This window comes from Arthrobacter stackebrandtii (assembly GCF_017876675.1).
Taxonomy (GTDB): Bacteria; Actinomycetota; Actinomycetes; order Actinomycetales; family Micrococcaceae; genus Specibacter; species Specibacter stackebrandtii.
On record NZ_JAGIOI010000001.1, the window covers coordinates 4,207,560 to 4,232,007 of the forward strand.

Sequence of the window (24,448 nt, forward strand, 5' to 3'; positions counted from 1 at the left end):
CACCCTGTGAGCACCTTTGAACAACTGCACGACACCGCACTGACGAGCTTTGCCTCGGACAACTACTCCGGCTTCCATCCCGAGGTCATGGCGGCCCTGGCTGCGGCCAACGGCGGGCACCAGGTGGCGTACGGCGAAGACGCCTACACGGCGCGGCTGGGGCGGGAGCTCACGGAACTGTTTGGCCGCGACGTGGAGGTGTTCCCGGTATTCAACGGCACGGGCGCCAACGTGACGGCACTGCAGTCGCTGCTGCCGCGGTGGGGTGCCGTGGTGTGCGCGGCCACGGCCCACATCAACATGGATGAGAACGGGGCGCCGGAGCGGGTGGGCGGCATGAAGCTGTTGCCCGTGGCCACCCCCGACGGCAAGCTGACCCCGGCGCTGATCGACAAGGAGGCGTGGGGCTTTGGCGACGAGCACCGCGCACAGCCGCTCGCCGTGTCCATCACGCAGACCACGGAACTGGGCACCTGCTACACGCCCGCCGAGGTGCGTGCCATCTGCGACCATGCCCATGCCCTCGGCATGAAGGTGCACATGGACGGCGCCAGGCTGGCCAACGCGGCGGCCTTCCTGGGCGTGCCGGTGCGTGAATTCACCTCGGATGCCGGCGTCGATGTCATCTCCTTTGGCGGCACCAAAAACGGGATGCTGTTCGGCGAGGCCGTGGTGGCGCTGAACCCGGACGCCTGCGACGGGCTGATCTACCTGCGCAAGATGAACATGCAGCTCTCCTCCAAGATGCGCTTCATCTCCGCCCAGTTCCTGGCCATGCTCGACGGCGGGCTGTGGCTGCGCTCTGCCGGCCACGCCAACGCCATGGCTGCACGCCTTCGCGCGGCGGTGGAAGGGCTTCCAGGTGTGGAGCTGACGCGCGCCACGGAATCCAACGGCGTCTTCGCCGTGCTGCCGCCCGGGGTTGCCGACCGCCTGCGCACCCGGTTCCGTTTCTATGACTGGGACGAGGCCGCCCGCGAGGTGCGCTGGATGTGTTCCTACGACACCACAGAGGCCGATGTCGACGCCTTTTCGGCCGCCGTTGCGGAGGAACTGGGCAGCTGAGGCGCCCGGGCGCGCCGGGGGAATTGTTACGGCCAACAGTCGCAGTTGCACCCCTGCGGCGCGCCTGCCGCTGTTTCCGCCGGCAGCATCGTAGCCTTCGTGTGTGAACCCCAATCCTGACCTTCCGGCCGACTTCCAGCAAGCACTTGCCTCCCTGCGGAGCGCCCGGACCCGCAGGGAGCTCAAGCTGGCCGAAGTTCCTGCGCCGGCACGGCTGGCCCCCTACCGCGTGGCCATCGGCGCCGAGGCAGTGGTCCATGGCGAAGAGACGGCCACGGGCCGCTTCATCCTGCTGCACGATCCCGAAGGATCCCCCGTGTGGGGCGGCACCTTCCGGATTGTCACCTACATCCGCGCCCAGCTTGAACCCGAAATGGGCCACGACTCACTGTTGGGCAATGTTGCCTGGGCCTGGCTGGTTGAGGCACTGGAGTCGGCCGGCGCCAAGTACGGCAATGCCGGCGGCACGGCAACGCGTGTGCTGTCGGAAAGCTACGGAGCCCTGGCTGGGCGGCCCGACTCCATCGACCTGGAGCTGCGCGCCTCCTGGACCCCCTGCGGCACTTCGTCCATGGCCAACCACCTCGAAGCGTGGTCCAACATCGTATGCACCTTTGCGGGCCTGCCGCCCCTTCCCGACGGCGTGACCCTCCTCGCCCCTCGGCGCAAGCGCTTCTGAGCCTCCACTGGCACGGGTGAAGCAACCGGGCCGCCACCCCGGGCCCGCCCGGCGCCCGCTGGCTGCCGCCCGGCGCACCGGTTTCGGCCACCGGCCCGGCCGCTTCGGCTGTTCGGTAGACTAAAGGCATCATGACCAACCCACAAGCAAGCGCCCACAGCCGCGCCAGGGCCAAAATGTCCGCGACCCACACGGGCCATGCCGCCAAGGACCGCACCGGGGGAACCGCCACGGAAGTGGCCCCTGAGCCGCTGACCTCGGTCCTTATCGACGGCGTCCAGGTTGAGTTGGGCGAACTGCCCGACCTTGTGGACCTGGACATGCCCCGGGACGGGATTCCCGCCGTCGTTGACACCGACCCTGCACTCCGGCGCTGCGCCGCCGCCCTGGCCGCCGGCCACGGGCCGGCAGCAGTCGACACCGAGCGCGCTTCCGGCTTCCGCTACGGCCAGCGCGCCATGCTGGTGCAGATTCGCCGCGACGGCGCCGGCACCTGGCTCATCGACCCCGAAGCCTTCCCGGACCTGAAGATCATCGACCAGGCCCTGGACGGCGTCGAGTGGATCCTCCACGCAGCCAGCCAGGACCTGCCGTGCCTCGCCGGAGTGGGCATGTGGCCGGACAGGCTCTTTGACACCGAGCTGGCCGCCCGCATCGCCGGCCTCCCCCGGGTGGGGCTGGGCGCCGTCGTCGAATCCCTGCTGGGCTACCACCTGGCCAAGGAGCATTCAGCAGCCGACTGGTCCACCCGCCCGCTGCCCGAGCCGTGGCTGCGCTACGCCGCACTGGACGTGGAGGTGCTGGTGGACCTGGAGGAGGAGCTGCTGGCCCTGCTGGAGGACAGCGGCAAACTTGAATATGCCCGGCAGGAATTCGCCCACCTGGTTGATTCCGGCGTGCCGGCACCGCGGGTTGATCCGTGGCGCCGCACCTCCGGATCGCACACCATCCGCAACCGCGTCCAGCTGGCCGCCGTCCGGGATCTGTGGCAGACCCGGGAAAAACTGGCAGAGCACCGCGACATCGCCCCGGGCCGGCTGATCCCCGATTCGGCCATCATTGCCGCGGCCAAGGGCATGCCCACCACTGTCCCCGCGCTGCTGGCACTGCCCGGATTCCACGGCCGCTCGGCAAAGCGCGACGCCCCCAAGTGGCTCCACGCCATCCAGACCGCCAAGAACACCACGGACCTGCCTCCCCTGCAGCTGGCCAACAACGCTCCCCCGCCGCCGCGCGTGTGGGCAGAACGCGATCCGGCCGCCGCCGCCCGCATGGCCACCGCCCGGCCCCGCCTGGCCGCCCTGTCCGAGGAACTGAACATTCCGGCGGAGAACATTCTCACGCCCGACCACCTGCGCCGCATCTGCTGGCGCCCCCCGGCCGAGCCCACGGAAGCCGCCGTCTCCGCCGCGCTTGCCGAGCTGGGCGCCCGCCCGTGGCAGATCGGCCTCACGGCAGCGCTGCTGGCCGACTCCATCGCCAACCCCGATCCACTGGAACCCCGGAAGCCCAGGCACGACGGCGACTCCCCCGCCTAGCGCCGCCTGGACCAACGGCCCAGCCAAGCGGACGCCACACACGACGCTGTCGCAGCAATTGCGGGTTTTGTCGCGACGCCCTCGCAGCAATGGCGGGCCTAGTCGCAACGCCCTCGCACCCGCCTTCGTCTTCGTCTTCGTCTTCTGATGCGAAACCCTTTTGATCGACAGACTTGTGCCGTAAAGTGTGCGGGCAAGGTGTCCTGCTCCCAGCGTGAGCGGACCAGTCCGCCGGCCTGTGGAGTGGCCGGGGCTGCCGGCGCTGCGGCGTGACTCCCATTCGCAGGACCTCGCGGCCCGGCATCGAGAAAACTTGAGGAGGTGCAGCCGTGGTGCTTGATTGCACAAGGGCATGCCCTGCCACCACGGATTGCTCGGGGCCGGCCGCGCCCCAGGGACTCTAGCCATGGCGGTCACCGAGGACGTTCTGTCATTGGGCGAGGAATTGGAACGCTCCTACCTTGCATACGTGCGCGGGCAGTTGAAGTTCCGCGTCGGCCAGATCGTCTACGTCGCGTTCTCCCTCGACGAGAGCGTGATGGGGTTCGCCTTCCCGAAAGACATGCGGGCTGCCCTCATCGGCGGGGATCCAGATGAGTTCATGCTCCCCCGACAGTCGGACATGCGCTTCAACTGGGTCCACGCCAATCTGGCGTTGCTGGACCCGGCCGAGGCCCGCGAGCTTGTCGTGGAGGCCTGGCGCATGGTCGTGCCGGCGAAAGTCTCCCGCAGCTACGACCTCAGCCATCCCACCGGTCCGCAATGACAACAGGCGAGCACCCATGAGCGGCGCCGCTGGTGTTGCTCGCGGGCGGCACGACCATGCTGTCCTGGCCCGATCGGCTCTGCGAGGCGCTTGCACACCGGGGGCGGCACGTCGTGAGATACGACCTTCGCGACTGCGGAGCCTCGACGACCGTCGATCCTCAGGCCCCGGCCTACACATTGCGTGACCTCGCAACTGACGCCGCAGCACTCGCCCGCGCACTGGACGACCGCCCCGCCCACCTCGCAGGCGTCGGCGTCGGCGGGATGGTGGCGCAGGTCGCTGCAATCGAGCACCCGTCAGCGTTCTCGGCACTCACCCTGGCCGGCACCAGGCCAGTGGCACCTGGCCCTGTTCCCCACGACCTTCCCGACCATGCCGCGGCAACAATAGCCAGGTTGTTTGCACGCCCGTTTCCCGACTGGTCGGACCGCACCGCGGTGGCCGAGTTCGCCGCCGCCGGCGCAGAAATCCTCGGCGACGATCCCGACACCGCCCGCTCAGCCGCAGCGCGCAAGTGGGACCGCACCCCGGGCACGGATGCCGCACTGCAGATGGCCAATCAGCTGGGCCTGGTGTTCTCGCGCCTCGACTGCAAGCCAAGCTGGCGCAGGTATCTCCCCGAGATCGCTGTCCCGGCATTGGTGGTGCACGGACGCCACGACCCCTTCTTCCCCGTCGGCAACGGCGAAGCGCTTGCCCGGGAGATCCCCGGCGCAAGGCTGCTCGTGCTCGAACACGCCTCCACGGCTATTCCGGAGGCGGCGGCGGCCCAGGTCGCCGACGAGATGGCACTGCTGTAACCCGCCCGGCGCTGACGCGGCCTTGGCCGGATCCTTCCCAACGCTTTCGCAGCAATGGCTGGCTCTTACGGGACGCCATTGCTGCGACATGGACCGTGAAAATGCAGCCAATGGTGCGATGGCGTCAACGATTTGGTGCGGAAGTTACCCGCTAGTAACATGATGTTCAACACAACCGCCGAGAAGCCCCCTAGGCTGGCGGTATCCGTTGAACGCAATCGAGGAGATAGACGTGAGCCAAAATCGGCAGATCAGGGACGTGGTCTTTGTTGACGGCGTCCGCACACCCTTTGGCCGGGCGGGAGAGAAAGGCATCTACGCCAACACCCGCGCCGACGACCTGGTGGTCAAGTGCATCCGCGAATTGATGCGCCGCAACCCGTCGCTGCCCGCCGAGCGCATTGACGACGTCGCCATCGCCGCGACCACCCAGACCGGCGACCAGGGTCTGACCATCGGCCGAACAGCCGCCCTGCTGGCCGGGCTGCCGCAGTCCGTCCCCGGCTTTGCCATTGACCGCATGTGCGCGGGTGCCATGACGGCCGTGACGACGACGGCGTCGGGCATTGGTTTCGGCGCCTACGACGTCGTCATTGCCGGTGGAGTGGAGCACATGGGCCACCACCCCATGGGCGCCGGTGCGGATCCGAACCCACGCTTCATGTCCGAGCGCATCGTTGACCCGGCCGCGCTGAACATGGGCAACACGGCCGAGAACCTGCACGACCGCTTCCCGGCCATCACGAAGGAACGCACCGACGCGTACGCCGTCGCGAGCCAGGACAAGCTTGCAGCCGCCTACGTAGCGGATAAGATCCAGCCGGACCTCGTCCCCGTCGCCACCATGAAGCCCTCCGCCGGCTGGACCGTCAACACCGTGGATGAGCCGCCGCGTCCCGGCACCACCCTCGAGGACCTGGCCGCGCTGCGCACCCCGTTCCGCGCCCACGGCCGCGTCACCGCCGGCAACGCCGCCGGACTGAACGACGGCGCGACGGCGGCACTTTTGGCCTCGGCCGACGCCGCCGAAGAGCTGGGCCTGCCCGTCAAGATGCGCCTGGTCAATTACGCGTTCGCCGGCGTCGCCCCGGAGGTCATGGGCATCGGCCCCGTCCCCGCCACCGAGAAGGCGCTGCGCCTGGCCGGGCTCACCATCGAGGACATCGGCCTGTTTGAGATCAACGAAGCCTTCGCCGTCCAGGTGCTCAGCTTCCTGGACCACTTTGGCATTGCCGACGACGACCCCCGCGTCAACCGCTACGGCGGCGCCATCGCCGTGGGCCACCCCCTCGCTTCCTCCGGGGTGCGTCTCATGAACCAGCTGGCCCGCCAATTCGAAGAAGACCACACCGTGCAGTACGGCATCACCACCATGTGCATCGGCCTGGGCATGGGCGCCACCGTCATCTGGGAAAACCCGCATTTTTCTCCCGCCGCCACCACCCCCGAAGGGAGCGCAGCATGAGCGCCCAGGACTTTAGCAAGCTCGCCGTTTTGTTCCCCGACGAGGTAGTGACGCACTCCTACGTCCAGGACATCACACTGCCCGGCGTCGACGGGGCCCCCAGCGCCGGCACCTTCGCCCTCATAACCCTGGACAACGGCCTGGACCACCGCCGCCCCAGCACGCTGGGACCCAACACACTCGTGGAATTCGGCACCGTGCTCGAGACCCAGCGTGAACGCGCGGCCCGCGGCGAAATCCAGGGCGTGGGCGTCACCGGCAAGCCCTTCTTCCTGGCCGCCGGCGCGGACCTGTCCGCCGTCAAGAGCCTGAAGGATCCCGAGGCTGCCCTGTGGATGGCCCAGCTGGGCCACGACGTCTATTCCACCCTGAACGAGATGGGCGTGCCCAGCTTTGTCTTCATCAACGGCGTGGCACTGGGCGGCGGGCTCGAAATCGCGCTGAATGCCAACTACCGCACCGTCTCCACCGGTGCCGGCGCCCTTGCACTGCCCGAGGCGTTCCTGGGCCTGGTCCCCGGCTGGGGCGGCGTGTACCTTCTCCCCCGGTTGATCGGCCCCGACAACGCCGTGCAGGTCATGATCGAGAACTCCCTGTCCAACAACCGCACCCTCAGCGGCCCGGCAGCCTGCAAGCTCGGCATTGCCGACGCCATGTTTGAGCCTGCCGACTTCATCGAGCAGTCGCTGAACTGGGCGGCCCGCGTCCTCGCAGGCGCCGAAACACCAAGCCGCCCCAACGCGGTGGCCGACCCCCTGAGCGAGGACAACAGCGCAGCCTGGGATGCCGCCGTCGTGCGTGCTAGGAAGTTCGTGGAGGCCAAGACCTCCAACGCAGCCCCCGCCCCGGCGAAGGTGATCGAGCTGCTGGAGAAGGGCAAGAATTGGACGAAGGCGGAGTCGTTCGCCGCGGAGGACGACGCCCTTGCGGAACTCATGGCCACGCCGCAGTTCAAGGACACCGTCTACGCGTTCCTGGACCTGGTGCAGAAGCGCGCCAAGAAGCCGGCCGGCGCGCCGGATCCGAAGCTGGCGCGCCCCGTGACGAAGGTGGGCGTGGTGGGTGCCGGGCTCATGGCAGGGCAGTTTGCGCTGCTGTTTGCCCGCCAGCTCAAGGTCCCGGTGGTCATGACGGACATCAGCCAGGAGCGCGTGGACAAGGGCGTGGCCTACGTGCACGGCGAGGTGGACAAGCTCCTCGCCAAGGGCCGGATCAGCCAGGACGGCGCCAACCGCACCAAGGCACTGGTCACCGGATCGGCCACGAAGGACGTGTTCGCGGACGCCGACTTTGTGATCGAGGCCGTGTTTGAGGAACTCGCCGTCAAGAAGCGGGTGTTTGCAGAGGTGGAGGCCATCGTCTCACCCGAGTGCATCCTCGCCACGAATACCTCCTCCCTCTCCGTGACCGCCATGGCCGAGGACCTCAAGCACCCCGAGCGGCTGGTGGGCTTCCACTTCTTCAACCCCGTTGCCGTCATGCCGCTGCTGGAGATTGTGCGCGCACCCAGGACCGACGACGCCGCCCTCGCCACCGCGTTCGCCACGGCCAAGGCGCTGCGCAAGACGGCGGTGCTGGTCAAGGACGCGGCAGCGTTCGTGGTCAACCGCGTGCTGCTGCGCCTCATGGCCGAGGTGTCGGCGGCCTTCGACGAGGGCACCGACGCCCACACGGCCGACACCGCGCTGCGCCCCATGGGCCTGCCCATGACCCCGTTCAACCTGCTTGCGATGGTGGGCATCCCTGTGGCGCAGCACGTGACGGAGTCGCTGCATGCGGCGTTCGGCGACCGCTTCCACGTCTCCGCCAACCAGCAGGCGCTCATCGACGCCGGCAAGAAGGGGCTGTGGGAGACGGCTGCTGACGGCACCCAGGAGATCCCCGCCGACACACTGGCCCTGCTGACCTTCGGCGACACGCCGTCCACCGGTGAGGAGCTGCTGCTGCGCACGCAGGACGCCCTTGCCGAGGAGATCGGGCTCATGCTGGAGGAGGGCGTGGTGGCCGGCCCGGAGGACATCGACCTGTGCATGATACTGGGTGCCGGCTGGCCCATGCACCTGGGCGGCATCACCCCGTACCTGGACCGGGTCGGCGCTTCCCAGCGAATCAACGGGAAGCTGTTCCACCCGGCCGCCTAGCCGCCGCGGATCTTTCCGCCTGTCCAGCACGACGCCGGAGGCGCACCTTGGCTGCCAAGGTGCGCCTCCGGCGTCGTCCGGCTTATGTGCCCTGTGCCCGCCAGTCCCGTGGTGTCAGGTCTCACTGCGGGGCACTGGCGCCCGTTTCGCTTTCCCGCGGGGCTGCCTGAAAGAATGGGGGCATGACTGTTGAGCCTTCCGTTTCACGCCGTTCCACCCTGCGAGCCACCACGGCAGCCACCGGCGCCGCCTGCGCCCTGGCACTGGCGGGCTGCGCGCCTTCCGCCTCCGACATCAAGAAGAAGGGCAGGACGCCCGCCGAAATCCCCACCGGCGGCACGCCCGTCCAGGTGGGGAAGGTGTCGGAGCTTCCCGTGGGCGGCACTGCGGCTGCGACGGCCGGGGACGTGGAGGTCATGCTTTTCCGCCCCGACGAGACCACCGTGCTGGCCTACACCGACATCTGCACGCACGCCGGCTGCAAGGTGGCCCCGGATGGCGCCGACTTCAAGTGCCCGTGCCACAGCAGCGTCTTCAAGGGCAGCGACGGCACCGTGGTCTCCGGCCCGGCCAAGGAGGCGCTGCCGCGCTACGCCGCCGCGATCGACGGCGAATGGATCACCGTTTCCGTGTAGCCGGCCCGGCCCGATTGGCAGCGACGGCGGCAGGCGGGCCTGCCCCCGACGGCCCTCCTAGAAGAGTGCGACCTTGGGAGTCCGGGGGAAGATTTCATCCAGCTGCGCCAAGTCCTCCGCCGTGGGCTTCCAGGAGGCGGCCACCGCGTTTTGTCGGACCTGTTCCGGCTTGGTGGCACCGGCGATCACGCTGGCCACGGAGGGCTGCGCCGCGAGCCAGCTGAATGCGACCTCTAGCTCGGTCAGGCCCCGCGCGGCCGCAAACTCGCCGTACGCCTGCAACTGGCCATAGTCCGCATCCGAGACCATGTGCTGGCGCGTGTGGGAGAGCCTGCTGCCCGCGGGCGCCTTACCCGAGCTGTACTTGCCGGTCAACAGGCCGTTGGCCAGGGGGAAGTATGGCAGGACGCCCAGTCCGAAGGCCTCCGCTGCCGGGGTGATTTCCAGTTCGGCACGGCGGTCCAGCAGGTTGTAGTGGCTCTGGCTGGAAATGAACCGGTTCGCTCCCAGCTCGCGGGCCACGAACTCAGCCTCGGCCACTTGCCAGCCGGCCCGGTTCGAGTGGCCGATGTAGCGCACCTTGCCGGCGCGGATGAGGTCGTCCAGGGCGCTGATGGTTTCGGCAATCGGGGTGTGCGGGTCGGGCGTGTGGAACTGGTAGAGGTCGATGTAGTCGGTCCCCAGGCGGCGCAGCGACGCCTCAACCGACTGGATGATGTACTTGCGCGAACCGCGCCGCCCCCAGTCCACCCCGTTGGCCCCGTCCACGTCCATGCCAAACTTTGTTGCCACGACGACATCGGCACGGTGCGCGCCGAGCGCCCTGCCCAGGATGCTCTCACTGAGCCCGGGCGTCTTGCCATAATTGTCGGCCACGTCAAAGAGGGTGATTCCGGCATCCAACGCGGCATGGACAACGGCGTCGGATCCCTCCTGCGTCTCGGTGACGGTTCCCGTGCGGCCCAAGTTGTTGCACCCGAGCCCCACGGTGGAAACTGTCAGTCCGGAGCGGCCCACCTGGCGGTATTCAATTTCATTCTGCGTCATGCTTCCACTGTATCGAACACGCTGCGGGGTGAGCCGCCCCGGCCCCTTCATGACCCCGTCGCAGCAATGGCCGTTAAAACGGCAACGCCATCGCAGCAAGCAGGTGCGATGGCGTTGCCAAGAATGCCGACATGGCCGTTGCCGCGATGGCGTCCTGGAAAAACCGACCATTGCTGCGACAGCGTCGTGAAAGAACCGACCCATGCTGCGAGGGCGTCCGGAGGCGGGGCAGGCTGTGGGGGGCTGCCGGTGGCTACAGGGTGAAGGCCGTCCCGCCGGTGGCGCTGTGCTTGGCGCGCAGCGTGTCCGGCTGGTCCACGGTGCCCGCTGCGACGGTCAGCTTGGTGAAGTCCAGCTTCTCCTCGCGGATGCAGACCTTGATGTTGGACACGGCGCGGGCGGCGTCGGGGGCGATGATGTGCACGTTCAGCTTGCCCAGGCCGCGGCCGGCCGACTTGAATTCAATTTTCTCCAGCACGCCGCTGCCGCGCCAGGCCAGGTGCGCGGTCAGCACGTCCTTGACGCGGTTGGCCAGGTGCTTGTCGCGGTCCGTGACGCGGTCGCTCTTGAGCGCAAACTGGGCCACGACAAGGGACTGCTCCTCGCGGGCCAGCGGCGCGAAGCCGTCCTCGGCGCACTGCTGCGCGAACGCGGCCAGCATGGCCTCGGCCTCCTCGACGGTGTCCACGGGCGCGTCCTTGGACGTGCTGATGTGCCCCACGGTGCCGTGGTTGACCACGAAGTAGACCTCCGTATCACCACCGGGCTCATCCGGCTCCCCGGCTCCCCCGGCGTCAACCCACGCCTCCCTGAAAACCAGGGCCCCGTCGTCGTCCTTCTTGAACATGCGCACAATGTTGGGGTCCAGGCCCGCCAAAATGGTCTCGTTGATCAGCTCGCTCATGCTGGTTGCAGCATCCTTCCTTGGGTGAACCAGGCCGCCTCGCGACCGTCGAATGGTGCGCTGCCGGCGGCCACGGCCTCCACCAGGGAGGCGCAGGCGGCCAGCATGCGGGTGCGGAGCTCCTCCGGATAGGAGTACTTCACGCTGTGTTCGGCAAATTCGTCCTCGTCGTCGACGAAGAGGCCCTGGGACTTGGTGCGGATGACGTCCAGGTCCATGTCGACCATGTGGAACTCGATGACGGCCGGTCGGATGCGGCGCCATTCCAGCTCGATGGCCAGGTCGATGTACAGCTCCACGCCGTGGGGGTGGGAGTCGTCATAGAACGTGGCCACCCAGTCGCCCGTGTGCGGGATGAGCAGGATCGCGTCGGATTCGGTGTAGAGCGCGGCGCCGGGGCGTGAGATGAACTCGCCGGTGCCCTGGAAGACCCAGTCCCCGTATTCATCGGAACCGAGGTGGCGGCCCGGCACAACCCAGTGAGCGCCGCCGTCGTACTTGCGGTTGCGGGCCACCACGAGGTCGCCGGGCCGCGGCCGGTCCGTGGCTGCATTCAGCGCGGTTTCCGTCACAGGATCGGCATCTGTCCGGTGCGCGGCGCGGGCTGGCCCGGGAGCGGGCGGGCGAAGGGCACCTTGGTGCCCAGGACCTGTTCGACGACGTCCTGCGCCACCCGCTGTGAGGTCAGGCCAATGCGTTCCAGGACCTCGCCGCGGCTGCCGTGCACGAGGAATTCCACGGGCAGGCCAACCTCGTTCAGGGCCGTGTCGATGCCGGCGGCGCGCAGTTCCTGGCGGATGCGCGAGCCCACGCCGCCCACGCGGACGCCATCCTCGATCACGATCACGATGCGGTGCTGCGAGGCGAGCTGGACGATGGAGCGCGGCACCGGCATGACCCAGCGCGGGTCCACCACGGTGGAGCTGATGCCCTGGTGTCCGATCCGCTGCGCCACATCCAGGGCCAGTTCGCTCATGGCCCCGACGCTGACGATCAAGACGTCAATTTCAGGCAGCTTGCCGTCTTCGGCTCCCGGCGTCTCGTGCAGTGAGCGGGCCAGGACGTCAACGCCGTCGTGCAGGCGTTCGAGGGCCTTCACTTCCGGGCCGACCTTGCCCTTGGAGTAGCGGACCACGCTGGGGGCGTCCTTGATGGCCACGGCCTCGCGCAGTTCCTCCCGGAGCCTCTCGGCGTCGCGCGGGGCCGCCAGGTGGAGGCCCGGTACGATCTGCAGCATGGACAGGTCCCACATGCCGTGGTGGCTGGGACCGTCCGGCCCGGTCACGCCGGCACGGTCCAGGACGATCGTGACGCCGGCCTTGTGCAGGGCAACGTCCATGAGGAGCTGGTCGAAGGCGCGGTTGAGGAAGGTCGCGTAAATCGCCACAACAGGGTGCAATCCACCAAAGGCCAGCCCGGCCGCCATTGTGACGGCGTGCTGTTCGGCAATGCCGACGTCGATGACGCGGTCCGGGAACTTCCCGGCGAACTTGGCCAGCCCCACCGGGATGAGCATGGCGCCCGTGATGGCGACGATGTCGCTGCGTTCCTCGGCGATCTTGGTGATTTCATCCCCAAAGACGCCCGTCCAGGAAGCGCCGCTGGGGCCTTCCACCGAGGCGCCGGTGACGGGGTCGATCACGCCGACGGCGTGGAACTGGTCGTCGACGTCGGCGCGGGCGGGTGCGTATCCGCGGCCCTTCTCGGTGTAGGCATGGACGATCACGGGGCCGGCGAAGTTGCGTGCCGTGGTGAGTGCGGCCTCCATGGCCTGCTCGTCATGGCCGTCAACAGGCCCGATGTACTTCATGCCGAGGTCGTCAAACAGGCCTTGGGGCGCCCACCAGTCCTTAACGCCCTTCTTTGCGGCGTGCAGGCTCTTGTAGATGAATCGGGCGGCGGCGTTGCCGTCCTGCAGGCGCTGCTTGCCCCAGTCCATGGAGGCCTCGTACTTGCGGTGGGTGCGGACCTGGTCGATGGTGGGGCGCAGGGACGCCAGGTAGTCGGCAACACCGCCAACCGTCGGCGCGTAGGAGCGGCCGTTGTCGTTGACCACAATGACCACCTTGCGGTCCTTGTCGGCGGCGATGTTGTTGATCGCCTCCCACGTCATGCCGCCGGTCAGGGCGCCGTCGCCAATGACGGCCACCACGTAGCGGTCGCTTTCACCCTTGAGCTGGTGGGCGCGGGCAATGCCGTCAGCCCAGGACAGCGAGGAGGAGGCATGGGAGCTCTCCACAATGTCGTGTTCGGATTCGGCCCGGTCCGGGTAGCCGGAGAGCCCGCCCTGCTGGCGCAGCGTGTCGAAGTTCTGGCGGCCGGTGACCAGCTTGTGCACATACGACTGGTGCCCGGTGTCAAAGACCACGCTGTCCCGGGGCGAGTCGAACACGCGGTGGATGGCCAGGGTCAGCTCCACGACCCCCAGGTTGGGGCCAAGGTGCCCGCCCGTCTGGGACACGTTCGCGATCAGGAAATCCCGGATTTCCTGGGCCAGAAGCTCCATTTGTCCGTCGCTGAGTTTGCTCAGGTCACGCGGATGCGTGATGGTTTCTAACAGTCCCATTGGTAACCTCCCGGGTGCACAGTCAACGTCTAACAATATCGCGCCCGGACGTCCGGTGCGTGCCGGGAACCGCCGGTGCGGGATTTATGGATGGTGGAATGCACGACGGCGCTGCGCACCAAACAGCGCGCGCCGGGTCCCGCCGTCGTGCCTTGGGTGCGGAAAACCGGGCCCGATGGGGCCGCCGGCGGAACCGGCAGGCCTGTCTCCGGGGATTTAAATGTCGAGGGTGGGCGCCTGGTTACCCAGGCGCCCACCCGAAGCGAACTGCTAGCTGGCTGCCGAGATCTGGCGCAGCACGTACTGCAGGATGCCGCCGTTGCGGTAGTAGTCGGCTTCACCGGGGGTGTCGATGCGCAGTGCGGCATCGAAGCTCACGGTGGTGCCGTCTTCAGCAACAGCGGTGACCTTCAGCGTGCTGGGCGTGGTGCCGTTGTTGAGTTCGGTCACGCCTTCCACGGAGAAGGTTTCGGTGCCGGTCAGGCCCAGCGACTCGGCGTTCTGGCCGGCCGGGTACTGCAGCGGGAGGACGCCCATGCCGATGAGGTTGGAGCGGTGGATGCGCTCGTAGCTCTCGGCGATGACGGCCTTGACGCCCAGCAGTGCAGTGCCCTTGGCTGCCCAGTCACGGGACGAGCCGGAGCCGTACTCCTTGCCTGCCAGGACGACCAGCGGGGTGCCGGCGGCCTGGTAGTTGACGGAGGCGTCGTAGACGTAGGCCTGCGGGCCGCCTTCCTGGGTGAAGTCGCGGGTGAAGCCGCCTTCCACGTTGTCCAGGATCTGGTTGCGGATGCGGATGTTCGCGAAGGTGCCGCGAATCATGACCTCGTGGTTTCCACGGCGTGAACCGTAGGAGTTGAAGTCCTTGCGCTCCACACCGTTGGCCAGCAGGTACTGGCCGGCCGGGGTCTCGGACTTGAAGGAACCTGCGGGGCTGATGTGGTCGGTGGTGACCGAATCGCCCAGCTTCAGCAGAACGCGTGCACCGGCGATGTCGGTGACGGGATCGGCTTCGGCCTTCATGCCCTCGAAGTACGGGGGCTTGCGGACGTAGGTGGACTTGGGATCCCACTCGAAGGTGTTGCCCTCGGGAGTTTCCAGTGCCTTCCAGCGGTCGTCACCATCGAAGATGGTGGCGTAGGAGCTGGTGAACATCTCGCGGTCGATCGAGGCGTCCATGACTTCCTGGACCTCGACCGGGTTGGGCCAGATGTCCTTCAGGAAGATTTCGTTGCCGTCGGCATCCTGGCCCAGGGCGTCGGCGTCAAAGTCGAAGTCCATGGTGCCGGCCAGGGCGTAGGCGATGACCAGCGGCGGTGAGGCCAAGTAGTTCATCTTGACGTCCGGGTTGATGCGGCCTTCGAAGTTGCGGTTTCCGGAGAGCACGGCGGTCACGGAGAGGTCGTTTTCGGCAATGGCTGCCGAAACCTCGGTGTCCAGCGGGCCGGAGTTGCCAATGCAGGTGGCGCAGCCGTAGCCCACGGTGTAGAAGCCGAGCTTCTCCAGGTAGGGCACCAGGCCGGACTTCTCGTAGTAGTCGGTGACTACCTTGGAGCCGGGGGCGACCGAGGTCTTGACCCACGGCTTGGACACCAGGCCCTTGTTGACGGCGTTGCGGGCCAGGACGGCCGCAGCGAGCATCACGGAGGGGTTGGAGGTGTTGGTGCAGGAGGTGATCGAGGCGATCGAGACCGCGCCGTGGTCGAGTTCGAAGTCGACGCCCGATTCGTTCTTGACGTGGATCGGGTTGGACTGGCGGCCGTTGGCACCGGCTGCGGCGGAAACCACTGCGCGCTCGGTGTCGTGGGCGTGGTTGTCCGCATGCGTGAACGACGGGGCGTCGGAGGCCGGGAAGGACTCTTCCAGGGACTCGTCCACCGTGTTGCCCTCGGCGTTTGCATCCGCGGCAACGTAGTTGTTCAGGTCGGAGCGGAACTGGCCCTTGGCGTTGGTCAGTTCGATGCGGTCCTGCGGGCGCTTCGGTCCTGAGATGGAGGGAACCACCGTGGACAGGTCCAGCTCGAGGTACTCGGAGAACTTGATTTCCACCGAAGGATCGTGCCAGAGGCCCTGTTCCTTGGCGTAGGCCTCAACCAGTGCCAGCTGCTCCTCGGAGCGGCCGGTCAGGCGCAGGTAGTCGATCGTAACGGAGTCGATCGGGAACATGGCGGCCGTGGAGCCGAACTCCGGGCTCATGTTGCCGATCGTGGCGCGGTTCGCCAGCGGCACGGCTGCAACGCCTTCGCCGTAGAACTCAACGAACTTGCCCACAACGCCGTGCTTGCGCAGCTGCTCGGTGATGGTCAGCACAACGTCGGTTGCGGTGGCACCGGCCGGGATGGACCCGGTCAGCTTGAAGCCCACAACGCGCGGGATCAGCATGGAGACGGGCTGGCCCAGCATGGCCGCCTCGGCCTCGATGCCGCCAACACCCCAGCCCAGCACGCCCAGGCCGTTGACCATGGTGGTGTGCGAGTCGGTGCCGACCAGGGTGTCCGGGTAGGCGCGCAGCACGCCGTCGACCTCGCGGGTCATGACGGTGCGGGCCAGGTACTCGATGTTCACCTGGTGGACAATGCCCATGCCCGGGGGGACGACCTTGAAGTCTTCAAAGGCGGTCTGGCCCCAGCGCAGGAACTGGTAGCGCTCACCGTTGCGCTGGTACTCAATCTCCATGTTGCGCTCAACGGCGCCGGAGTTGCCGAACACGTCGATCTGCACGGAGTGGTCGATGACCATCTCGGCAGGTGCCAGCGGGTTCACTCGGCTGGGGTCGCCGCCGAGGTCCTTGACGGCCTCGCGCATGGTGGCCAGGTCAACGATGCAGGGAACTCCTGTGAAGTCCTGCATGATGACGCGGGCCGGGGTGAACTGGATTTCGGTGTTGGGCTCCGCGCTCGGGTCCCAACCGGCCAACGCACGCACGTGGTCGGCCGTAATGTTTGCACCATCTTCGGTGCGGAGCAGGTTCTCCAGCAATACCTTGAGGCTGAACGGAAGGGCCTTTGCGCCTTCAACCGAGTTCAGTCGGAAAATCTCATAATCGGTTCCGCCTACATTAAGTACGCCCTTGGAACCGAAACTGTCCACATTGGTCATCGAATGGACTCCTCTCGCCACTACTTTTATCTTGGCCACGCAGGCGGCGGGATGCCAGTTAGGCACCCCTAACCCTGCGGCACACTTACTTCAATCCTAGCCCTTGGCGGGCACCAGCAGCGCCACGGTTTCCACGTGGTGGGTGTGCGGGTACAGATCGAAGGCGCGCAGTGATTCCAGCGCCCAGCCCGCGTTGGCAAAGTACTTCACGTCGCGTGCGAAGGCTGCCGGGTCGCAGGAGACATAGGCAATGGCCGACGGCGATGTGGCGGCCAGGGCGCGCACCACTGCCTTCCCTGCACCCGCCCTGGGCGGATCCAGCACGACGGCGTCAAAACTGTGACGCTGTCCGGCTGCGGTTTGGGAGGCGCGTGAGGCCGTGCCGAGGACCTTTTCCACCCGCCCCTGCACGATTTCCACCTGTGCGGAGGCGTGCAGGTTCTTGCGGGCGTCGCGGCTGGTGCCGGGCGAGCCTTCCACGGACAGCACGTGCCCGTCCGGACCCACGGCGTCGGCCAGCGGGGCGGTGAACAGCCCGGCCCCCGCATACAGGTCCGCCACCTGGGCGCCGTCGTCCAGGTAGCCGCCCTGCAGCAGGGCGCCGAGTGCGGCATCCGTGAGGACCTTGGGGGCGCGGCGGTGGATCTGCCAGAAGCCGTCGCCGGTGACCCGGAATTCGTGGTCCTCGGTGGTTTCGCGCACCCAGCCGCGCCCGCTGGCCACCTCGACGGCGCCGTTCTCCGGGTTCCAGCGGGCCACGGACGGCGGGGTTTCCAGGGCGGCAAGGGCCCGGGCCACGCGCTTGACGGCGGCACCGGCGGCCTTTTCGCTCAGCTGTGCGTCGGGTGCCAGCAGCACCAGCACGCCGGAGCCGTTGGCGGGGGCGGCAACCTCAACGCGCTCAATGCCGGTAAAGTCCAGCTCCCACAAGCCCAGGTCGTTGATGGCAGGCAGGGCCAGCGGCATCTCCCTGATGGGGTGCACGTCGTGCGAACGGTGGGCGTGCATGCCCAGCTTCCCCGACGGGGTCACGGCGAAGCCCACGCGGGTGCGCCAGCCGAGCCCGGCCAGCTGCTCTGGCGTGCCTGCGGTGTCCACGTCCTCGACCCCTGCGGCAAACAGCGCATCAATGCGGTCCGCGGCCAGCCCGCCCAGGCGCTCCAGCTGTTCCCGGACCACCGCGGTCTTCAGCTCCAGCTGGCCCTTGCGTGAGACGTGGCCGAATTCGGCCCCGCCCACGGGGGCGGCGTTGCGTGCAGCGGCGCGCAGGGCGTCGGCCTCAGGCCAAAAGTGGGGCACGCGTTCGGGCGAGGCGACCAACACCTTGGTGACGTCTGCACGCCAAAACTTGGCATCGGCGTCGTTCTCGGTCAGGGCAATCTCCACCGTCTCGCCGGGGATGGCGTGGCGGACAAAGATGACGCGGCCCTCATGCCGGGCCACGCAATGGCCGCCGTGGGCCACGGGGCCCACAGTCACTTCAAGGCGCGGCGAATCGGCGGGACGGGTGCTGCTGGGCTGGCTCATGATGCTCTATTCCTGGTATTTCTTCGCGTCGGTGGAGGATTTCAGCTGCCATGGCACGCTGGCAACCACCACCCCTGGTTCAAAGTGCAGCCGCGTCTTGATGCGCAGGGCAGTCTGGTTGTGCACCAGCTGCTCCCACCATTTGCCCACCACGTATTCGGGGATGTACACCACAATCAAGTCGCGGGGCGCGTCTTGGCGCATGGCCTTGATGTGGTTGATCAGCGGCGTCAGCGTTTCCCGGTACGGGCTCGCCAACACTGTCAACGGTACCGGGATGGACAGCCGCTCCCAATCCGCGATGGTGGCCTCGGTCTCGGCGGCGTCCACGTCAACCGTGACGGCTTCGAGCGTGGAGGGCCGGGATGCGCGGGCGAAGGCGATGGCGCGCATGACCGGCTTGCGGACATGTGAGACCAAGATCACCGCGTGGATGCGGGCGGGCAGGGCCTTGACGGCCGAGTCCGTGTCCACAGCCAGTTCCCTGGCCACGTTGTCGTAGTGGGCACGGATGCTCCACATGATCACGAACAGCACCGCCATGGCCAGCAGCGCGATCCAGGCGCCCTGCTCGAACTTGGTGACAAGCACGATGACCAGAACGGTCAGGGTCATGCTGAAGCCGACCGTGTTGATGATCCGGGAGCGCTTCATGCGGAATCGCACGTGCCGGTCCTTGACCTTCAGCAGCTCCCGCGTCCAGTGCCGGATCATGCCCAGCTGGCTGGCGGTGAAGGAGATGAACACGCCCACGATGTAGAGCTGGATGAGCCTTGTGACGTCAGCGTTGAAGGCGATGATGAGCACCAGCGCGCCGGCGGCCAGCAGCAGCACGCCGTTGCTGAACGCGAGGCGGTCCCCGCGGGTGCGCAGCTGGCGCGGCAGGTAGCCGTCCTGCGCCAGGATGGAAGCCAGCACGGGGAATCCGTTGAAGGCGGTGTTGGAGGCGAACACCAGGATGGTGCCGGTGGCGGCCACGATAAGGAAGAACGGGAATGAGCCGGCACCGAAGATGGTGGCGGCGATCTGGCTGATCGACGGGTTCTGCACGTAGTCAACCGGCGGGGCGACGCCGTTCACCAGGAATTCGGTGTGCGGGTCGGCCACGATGTGCACACCCGTGGCGTTGGCCAGGAACAGGATGCTGGCCATCATGCCCGCGGCGATGACACCAAGCATGAGCAGCGTGCTCGCGGCGTTTTTGCTCTTGGGCTTGCGGAAGTTCGGCACGCCGTTGCTGATCGCCTCAACGCCTGTCAGGGCGGCGGCACCCGAGGAGAACGCCCGCAGCAGCAGGAACGCGCCGGCCAGCCCCACCAGGCCCTGGTTGAAGGCGGCTTCCGGAACAATCTCAAAGTCGGCCGACGGCGCCCGGCCCAGTGTGCCCCTGGCCGCCTGGAACAGCCCGGCCGCGGTCATGGCGAAGATGCAGAACATGAAGATGTAGGTCGGCACGGCAAAGACTGTGCCGGCCTCCTTGATGCCGCGCAGGTTGACCAGCGCCAGGATGATGACACCGACGACGGCGATCACGGCCTGGGTGCCGTGCCAGCCGGGTATCGCGGTGGCAAGGTAATTGGCTGCCGAGGACATGGACACCGCCACGGTGAGCACGTAGTCCACCATGAGCGCCGAGGCCACGGTGAGCCCGGCCCCCTTGCCGAGGTTCACCGTGGCAATTTCGTAGTCGCCGCCGCCTGACGGGTAGGCGTGGACGTTCTGCCGGTAGGAGGCCACCACGGTCAGCAGCACCACCATGACCGCCAGGCCCACCCAGGGAGAGAGCGACACGGCGGCCACGCCGGCGAGGGCCAGCGTCAGCAGGATTTCATCCGGCGCGTATGCCACGGATGAGAGCGCGTCGGAAGCGAACACCGGAAGCGCGATGCGCTTGGGCAGCAGCGTGTGGGCAAGCCGGTCGTTGCGGAACGGCCGACCCACAAGGGTTCGCTTGAACGCGTTGAAGAAATTCAGCACGCGGGTAACGCTAGCACCCCGCGGGCGCGCGGGCCCCGTGTGTCACCCGCTCCGGCGAGCCTGCGGCAAGGTAGCGACGCATGCGCCGGGCTGGCCGGGCCCCTGGCGGGGCGGCACCACGGGTGCGGGCTGCCGCCGTGGCAGACTGTACCTCAGGCTGGCAGCTCTGCCGGCCCGCAGCGCCCGGCGCAGGCACCCCGCGCGGGGCGACTTGACCGGAACCCTGCCGGCGGCGTGAAATTGTAGCCGCACCGCATGCCAGACGCAGGCGGGCCCAACAGCGGAACTTGCGGCAGGCGCCGCAAGTCCCGCAGGAGAATGGAGCAACAGTGGCGCACTTCGTCATCATGGGCTGCGGCCGCGTGGGCGCGACCCTGGCGCACACGCTGGAGGATTCCGGGCACTCGGTTGCCATCATCGACCAGGACGAGCGTGCATTCCGGCGGCTGCGGACCGGTTTTGGCGGGCGCAAGATCACCGGCGTGGGCTTTGACCAGGACACCCTGAAGCAGGCCGACATTGAGAACGCCTACGCCTTTGCGGCGGTTTCCAGCGGCGACAACTCGAACATCCTGGCCACCCGGGTGGCCCGCGAGACCTTCCACGTGGAGCACGTGGTGGCCCGGATCTACGACCCCGGGCGCGCAGAAATCTACCAGCGCCTCGGCATCCCCACAGTCGCGGCTGTGCGCTGGAGCGCCGACCAGGTGCTGCGGCGCATCCTGCCGGAGACCGCCATCAAGGGCGACTTCCGGGAGCCGTCGGGGCGGCTGTTCCTGACCGAACTGTCGCTGCACCCTGACTGGATAGGCCGGCACATTCTGGACATTGAGGCCGCGGCGCGGGTGCGCGTGGCCTACCTGACACGTTTTGGCGAGGGCATGCTGCCCGGTCCCGACACCAGCTACCAGCAGGGCGACACCGTGCACGCCATGGTGGTCGGTGCCCAGGCGGCCGAGATCGGCCACATCCTTGCCAGCCCGCCATCGAAGGAGATTTAGCATGCTGGTTGTCATAGTCGGTGCCGGCAGCGTGGGCTGCTCCATCGCCAAGGAACTGCTCTCCAACAGCCACGAGGTGCTGCTGATCGACCCCAAGCCGGAGGTCATCGGCAAGAGCGGGCTGCGCGGCGCACGATGGCTCGTGGGCGACGCCTGCGAGATCAGCACGCTGCGCGAGGCCAAGCTGGAGGAGGCCGACGTGGTGGTTTCTGCCACCGGCGACGACAAGGTCAACCTCGTAGTCTCCCTGCTGGCCAAGTCCGAATTTGGCGTCGGCCGCACCGTGGGGCGGGTGAACAACCCGAAGAATGACTGGATGTTTGACGATTCCTGGGGCGTGGACGTTGCCGTGAACACCCCGCGCCTCATGACGGCGCTGGTGGAGGAGGCCGTGGAGATCGGCGACCTCGTGCGGCTGCTCACGCTGCAGACAGGGGTGGCCTCCCTCGTGGAGTTCACGGTCCCGGGCGACTCGCACGTGATCGGATCCACCGTGGGCGACATCGAGTGGCCGCAGGACTCAACGCTCGTGGCCATCCTGCGCGATGAGGCTCCCATCACGCCCAGCGCCGACGACGTTCTGGAAAACGGTGACGAACTGTTCTTCATCACCACCATTGCAGCCGAGAACGAGCTCCGCGCACTGCTCTCCACCCACTGATGCAGCGCCACTGGGTCCCGGGTGCGTCAGGCCTTCGGCGCCGCGGCGTCCCCAGTGGTTTCAGTGTCTTCGGAACCCTCGACGGGGCGGCTGATGAGCCAGGCGATCCACAGCCCGAACGCGTACAGGGGCACGCCCATGATCAGGCGCATGGCACCCAGCGCGTCCACCATCTCCGCCAGGTACAGCGGCAGCTGCACCACCAGCCGCAGCGCCATGACCCCCACCAGGATCCAGGTGGCCACGCGGTAGGCGCGCAACCGCTCGGGCCGGGCACGCCAGCCCAGGCCCTCGTTGCGGGCGTAGCCGAACAGCAGGCCCAGCACCGGCCAGCGCACCGCGATGGACACCACCATGGCCACGATGTAGGCGGCGTTCGTCACAAAGCCAATGAGGTAGTAGTTTTCCGCCTTGCCGGTCTGCATGGCCAAAAACGCTGACAGCACGACGCCGGCAATCCCCGCCAGCGCCTGCGTCAGCGGTGTTTTCTGGAGCAGCCGGGCAACGAGAAAGACAACTGCCATGGCCACGGAACCCACCAGCGCCGGCGTCAGGTCCCGGGTGAGCGTGAAGGCCACCAGGAACACGAGCCCCGGCAGGATGCTTTCGGCAATGCCGCGCACTCCCCCGGCGGCCGCCAGCAGGTCGATGTGCCCGTTGTCCTTGCGCACCAGAGTGCTCTTGGCCGCCATTTCCTGCGCGATCTGGGCGAAACCCACTGCGCCGGCCGGCTCATGCAGCGTGTGCTCCGGCGCGGCCGGCTCCGGCACCTGCTGCCCCTCCGGAGATTCCTGCGGGCTCTGCTGGCTCAATTAAATCTCCTGGATTCCGATGATTTCGTAGCGGGGGTTGTACATGGTGGGCAGGCCGTCGCGCAGCGAGACCATCCCTTCCACCCGCAGCCGGGTGCCGGCAATGATGCCGGGGACCCGGCGCCGCCCGATCCAGACCAGGCGGAGCCGGTGGTTCAGTCCGTCGCTGGCACTGCGGTGCGATTCCCTGTCCGTCATGACCACCGAATAGTGCGGCGCAGCGGAAACGGGCAGGATCGTGACCGCGTCGATCACGCCAAAACACACGGCGCGGCCGCGTGCGGGAAGCCCGCTGATGGGGGTTGCCGGAGGCCAGTCCCCCTGGTGTACGACAGGCAAAGGCTAGCCGATCGCCGTGATTTCAGGGCCGCGGCGGAAAGGCTCCCCGCCCTGGGCCGGTGCGGCGTGGTCGGCCGCCATGGCGCCCTGGGGCCCGGCAACCGCGTCCTTGGGAAGTCGCAGCAGCAGCAGGTCGCGCGGGGGCAGTGGCACCTCGCCGCGCACCACCACCACGCCGCGGAACAGGTCTTCCAGCTCAGCGGCCGCGGCCGGGTCGACGGCGGCCGGCCCGCCCAGGACGCCGCGCAGGAACCAGCGGGGTCCGTCCACACCAAGGAACCGTGCCACCCGGAAGCCGCGGCTGCCGTCGCTTCCCTGGGCCGGAACCTTGGCGAGCACCTCCTTGCCGAAGGTGCCGTCGAGGATCTCAATCTCCCCGCCCTGTGAACCGACGGAGAGCCCGATCTGTTCGCGGATGTCGCGCCAGAGCTTGTCCGAGCGGGAGGCCGCAAATGCCTGCAGCTGCAGGCTGGAACCGTTCAGGTCCAGTGTCACGGCAATCACGCGGTTGGTGCTTTCCTCCACTTCCAGGCGCAGGGAAAGGCCCTCGCGGGGCGTGACCAGCAGTGCGCCAAGGTCCACGTAGCCGTCGCGGCCCTCCACTTCCGACTCGTCGAGCGGGCCGTGAAGGGCGCGGTCGTAGACGGTGTCGGAGGGATCGGGAGGAAGCCCCAGCTGTGCCGCGTCGGCATCTCCGGAGATGCCGCCGTCGTTCAGGCCAAGGGCGGCGTCTTCCGCGTCGGCGTACCGATCATCCTTGTTCTTGTTTTTCCTACCAAACCCAAAAGCCATGGGATTAACCGACTCCTTGTAAAAGATGGATGGGGGCTGTTCAGCCGTTGCGGGCCGCGGTTTCGCCAAGCGGCGCGGCGAAGCCGCCCGTGGATCCGAAGCCGCCTGTGCCGCGCACCGAGTCCGGCAGTTGTGCCACCTCGATGAATTCAGCCCTTTCAACGCGCTGAATCACCATTTGTGCAATTCTATCGCCCCTCTTCAAGGTGATGGAATGGTGCAGGTCGGTGTTCAGCAGCGTAACGGAGACCTCCCCGCGATACCCGGCATCAACCGTGCCTGGGCTGTTGACAATGGTCAGCCCCTGCTTGGTGGCCAGCCCGGAGCGCGGGTGGATCAGGGCGACAAAGCCAAACGGCAACGCCAGGCTCACGCCGGTGGGGACCAGGGCCCGCTCACCGGGCGCCAGCACCAGGTCGATCCGGCTGCGCAGGTCCGCGCCCGCGTCACCGGGGTGCGCGTAGCTGGGAGGTGCGATCCCGTCGTCGAGCATGTGCAGCTGAACGCTCAGGGTGGGCGGGTTTTCTTCAAAAGTCTCGTGGCTCACAACAGGACACTCTATCGTGAACGGGACCGGTCGCAGCTTTCCCGCCTGCGGGCCGGGGCTCCGGGGCGGCCAAGATGAAAAGCT

Annotated in this window: 21 protein-coding genes; 10 read left to right on the forward strand and 11 right to left on the reverse strand. The window is 67.6% G+C overall.

Annotation, left to right across the window (positions count from 1 at the left end):
* Positions 1 to 6: 6 nt before the first annotated feature.
* The 8 genes from JOF48_RS18480 to JOF48_RS18515 all read left to right on the forward strand — a co-directional run bounded on the left by JOF48_RS18480 (position 7) and on the right by JOF48_RS18515 (position 9,092).
* Positions 7 to 1,065: a threonine aldolase family protein gene (locus JOF48_RS18480; RefSeq protein ID WP_342591301.1), complete on the forward strand. Its 1,059-nt coding sequence runs from the start codon at positions 7 to 9 to the stop codon at positions 1,063 to 1,065.
* Between the two features lie 103 nt (positions 1,066 to 1,168).
* A complete protein-coding gene (locus JOF48_RS18485) occupies positions 1,169 to 1,744 on the forward strand; it encodes a DUF3000 domain-containing protein (RefSeq protein ID WP_209683440.1) in 576 nt (191 codons plus the stop codon).
* 176 nt (positions 1,745 to 1,920) lie between these two features.
* A complete protein-coding gene (locus JOF48_RS18490; RefSeq protein WP_209684762.1) occupies positions 1,921 to 3,282 on the forward strand; it encodes an HRDC domain-containing protein in 1,362 nt (453 codons plus the stop codon).
* 433 nt (positions 3,283 to 3,715) lie between these two features.
* Positions 3,716 to 4,048, forward strand: coding sequence for an MmcQ/YjbR family DNA-binding protein (locus JOF48_RS18495; RefSeq protein ID WP_245346607.1), 333 nt, complete (start codon positions 3,716 to 3,718; stop codon positions 4,046 to 4,048).
* A 32-nt stretch (positions 4,049 to 4,080) separates the two neighbouring features.
* Complete coding sequence (locus JOF48_RS18500; RefSeq protein WP_342591302.1) at positions 4,081 to 4,851, forward strand: alpha/beta fold hydrolase; 771 nt, start codon at positions 4,081 to 4,083, stop codon at positions 4,849 to 4,851.
* Between the two features lie 232 nt (positions 4,852 to 5,083).
* Positions 5,084 to 6,316 carry a thiolase family protein gene (locus tag JOF48_RS18505; protein WP_342591303.1) on the forward strand — a complete coding sequence of 411 codons (1,233 nt, stop codon included), beginning with the start codon at positions 5,084 to 5,086 and terminating at the stop codon, positions 6,314 to 6,316.
* Positions 6,313 to 8,457 (forward strand): 3-hydroxyacyl-CoA dehydrogenase NAD-binding domain-containing protein, encoded by a 2,145-nt coding sequence (locus tag JOF48_RS18510; RefSeq protein WP_209683448.1) that lies wholly within the window; start codon positions 6,313 to 6,315, stop codon positions 8,455 to 8,457. The genes JOF48_RS18505 and JOF48_RS18510 overlap by 4 nt, the downstream gene beginning before the upstream one ends.
* 182 nt (positions 8,458 to 8,639) lie before the next feature.
* Entirely contained in the window at positions 8,640 to 9,092 is a 453-nt protein-coding gene (locus tag JOF48_RS18515) for a Rieske (2Fe-2S) protein (RefSeq protein WP_209683451.1), read from the forward strand.
* Between the two features lie 57 nt (positions 9,093 to 9,149).
* Here the strand turns inward: JOF48_RS18515 and JOF48_RS18520 are convergent, their stop codons facing one another.
* From JOF48_RS18520 to JOF48_RS18550, 7 genes are all read right to left on the reverse strand, one after another.
* Positions 9,150 to 10,139, reverse strand: a complete 990-nt coding sequence (locus tag JOF48_RS18520; RefSeq protein ID WP_209683454.1) for an aldo/keto reductase — start codon at positions 10,137 to 10,139, stop codon at positions 9,150 to 9,152.
* A 253-nt stretch (positions 10,140 to 10,392) separates the two neighbouring features.
* Complete coding sequence (locus JOF48_RS18525; protein WP_209683457.1) at positions 10,393 to 11,043, reverse strand: hypothetical protein; 651 nt, start codon at positions 11,041 to 11,043, stop codon at positions 10,393 to 10,395.
* The gene (locus tag JOF48_RS18530; protein ID WP_342591304.1) at positions 11,040 to 11,615 is read right to left on the reverse strand and encodes a DUF402 domain-containing protein; all 576 of its coding nucleotides are present in this window, start codon (positions 11,613 to 11,615) and stop codon (positions 11,040 to 11,042) included. The genes JOF48_RS18525 and JOF48_RS18530 overlap by 4 nt, the downstream gene beginning before the upstream one ends.
* Entirely contained in the window at positions 11,612 to 13,609 is a 1,998-nt protein-coding gene (gene dxs / locus JOF48_RS18535) for a 1-deoxy-D-xylulose-5-phosphate synthase (RefSeq protein WP_209683460.1), read from the reverse strand. The genes JOF48_RS18530 and dxs overlap by 4 nt, the downstream gene beginning before the upstream one ends.
* Before the next feature lie 270 nt (positions 13,610 to 13,879).
* Positions 13,880 to 16,708: an aconitate hydratase AcnA gene (acnA, locus tag JOF48_RS18540; protein ID WP_209683463.1), complete on the reverse strand. Its 2,829-nt coding sequence runs from the start codon at positions 16,706 to 16,708 to the stop codon at positions 13,880 to 13,882.
* A 96-nt stretch (positions 16,709 to 16,804) separates the two neighbouring features.
* Entirely contained in the window at positions 16,805 to 18,235 is a 1,431-nt protein-coding gene (locus JOF48_RS18545) for a class I SAM-dependent RNA methyltransferase (protein WP_209683466.1), read from the reverse strand.
* Positions 18,236 to 18,241: 6 nt separating this feature from the next.
* Positions 18,242 to 20,212: an APC family permease gene (locus JOF48_RS18550; RefSeq protein WP_209683469.1), complete on the reverse strand. Its 1,971-nt coding sequence runs from the start codon at positions 20,210 to 20,212 to the stop codon at positions 18,242 to 18,244.
* 329 nt (positions 20,213 to 20,541) lie between these two features.
* Here JOF48_RS18550 and JOF48_RS18555 point away from each other — a divergent pair, with 329 nt between their 5' ends.
* On the forward strand, positions 20,542 to 21,213 hold the full coding sequence (locus JOF48_RS18555) for a potassium channel family protein (RefSeq protein WP_209683472.1): 672 nt from the start codon (positions 20,542 to 20,544) through the stop codon (positions 21,211 to 21,213).
* Position 21,214: 1 nt separating this feature from the next.
* Positions 21,215 to 21,874: a potassium channel family protein gene (locus tag JOF48_RS18560; RefSeq protein ID WP_209683475.1), complete on the forward strand. Its 660-nt coding sequence runs from the start codon at positions 21,215 to 21,217 to the stop codon at positions 21,872 to 21,874.
* A gap of 26 nt (positions 21,875 to 21,900) precedes the next feature.
* On the opposite strand, the gene JOF48_RS18565 is transcribed toward JOF48_RS18560, so the two are convergent.
* The 4 genes from JOF48_RS18565 to dut are packed head-to-tail and all read right to left on the reverse strand — an operon-like array spanning position 21,901 to position 24,364.
* Positions 21,901 to 22,686, reverse strand: a complete 786-nt coding sequence (locus JOF48_RS18565; RefSeq protein ID WP_425353727.1) for a DUF3159 domain-containing protein — start codon at positions 22,684 to 22,686, stop codon at positions 21,901 to 21,903.
* Positions 22,687 to 23,025 (reverse strand): single stranded DNA-binding domain-containing protein, encoded by a 339-nt coding sequence (locus tag JOF48_RS18570; protein ID WP_209683478.1) that lies wholly within the window; start codon positions 23,023 to 23,025, stop codon positions 22,687 to 22,689.
* Between the two features lie 3 nt (positions 23,026 to 23,028).
* Positions 23,029 to 23,817 carry a DUF3710 domain-containing protein gene (locus tag JOF48_RS18575; protein WP_209683481.1) on the reverse strand — a complete coding sequence of 263 codons (789 nt, stop codon included), beginning with the start codon at positions 23,815 to 23,817 and terminating at the stop codon, positions 23,029 to 23,031.
* Positions 23,818 to 23,857: 40 nt separating this feature from the next.
* On the reverse strand, positions 23,858 to 24,364 hold the full coding sequence (gene dut, locus JOF48_RS18580; RefSeq protein WP_342591305.1) for a dUTP diphosphatase: 507 nt from the start codon (positions 24,362 to 24,364) through the stop codon (positions 23,858 to 23,860).
* Positions 24,365 to 24,448: the final 84 nt, after the last annotated feature.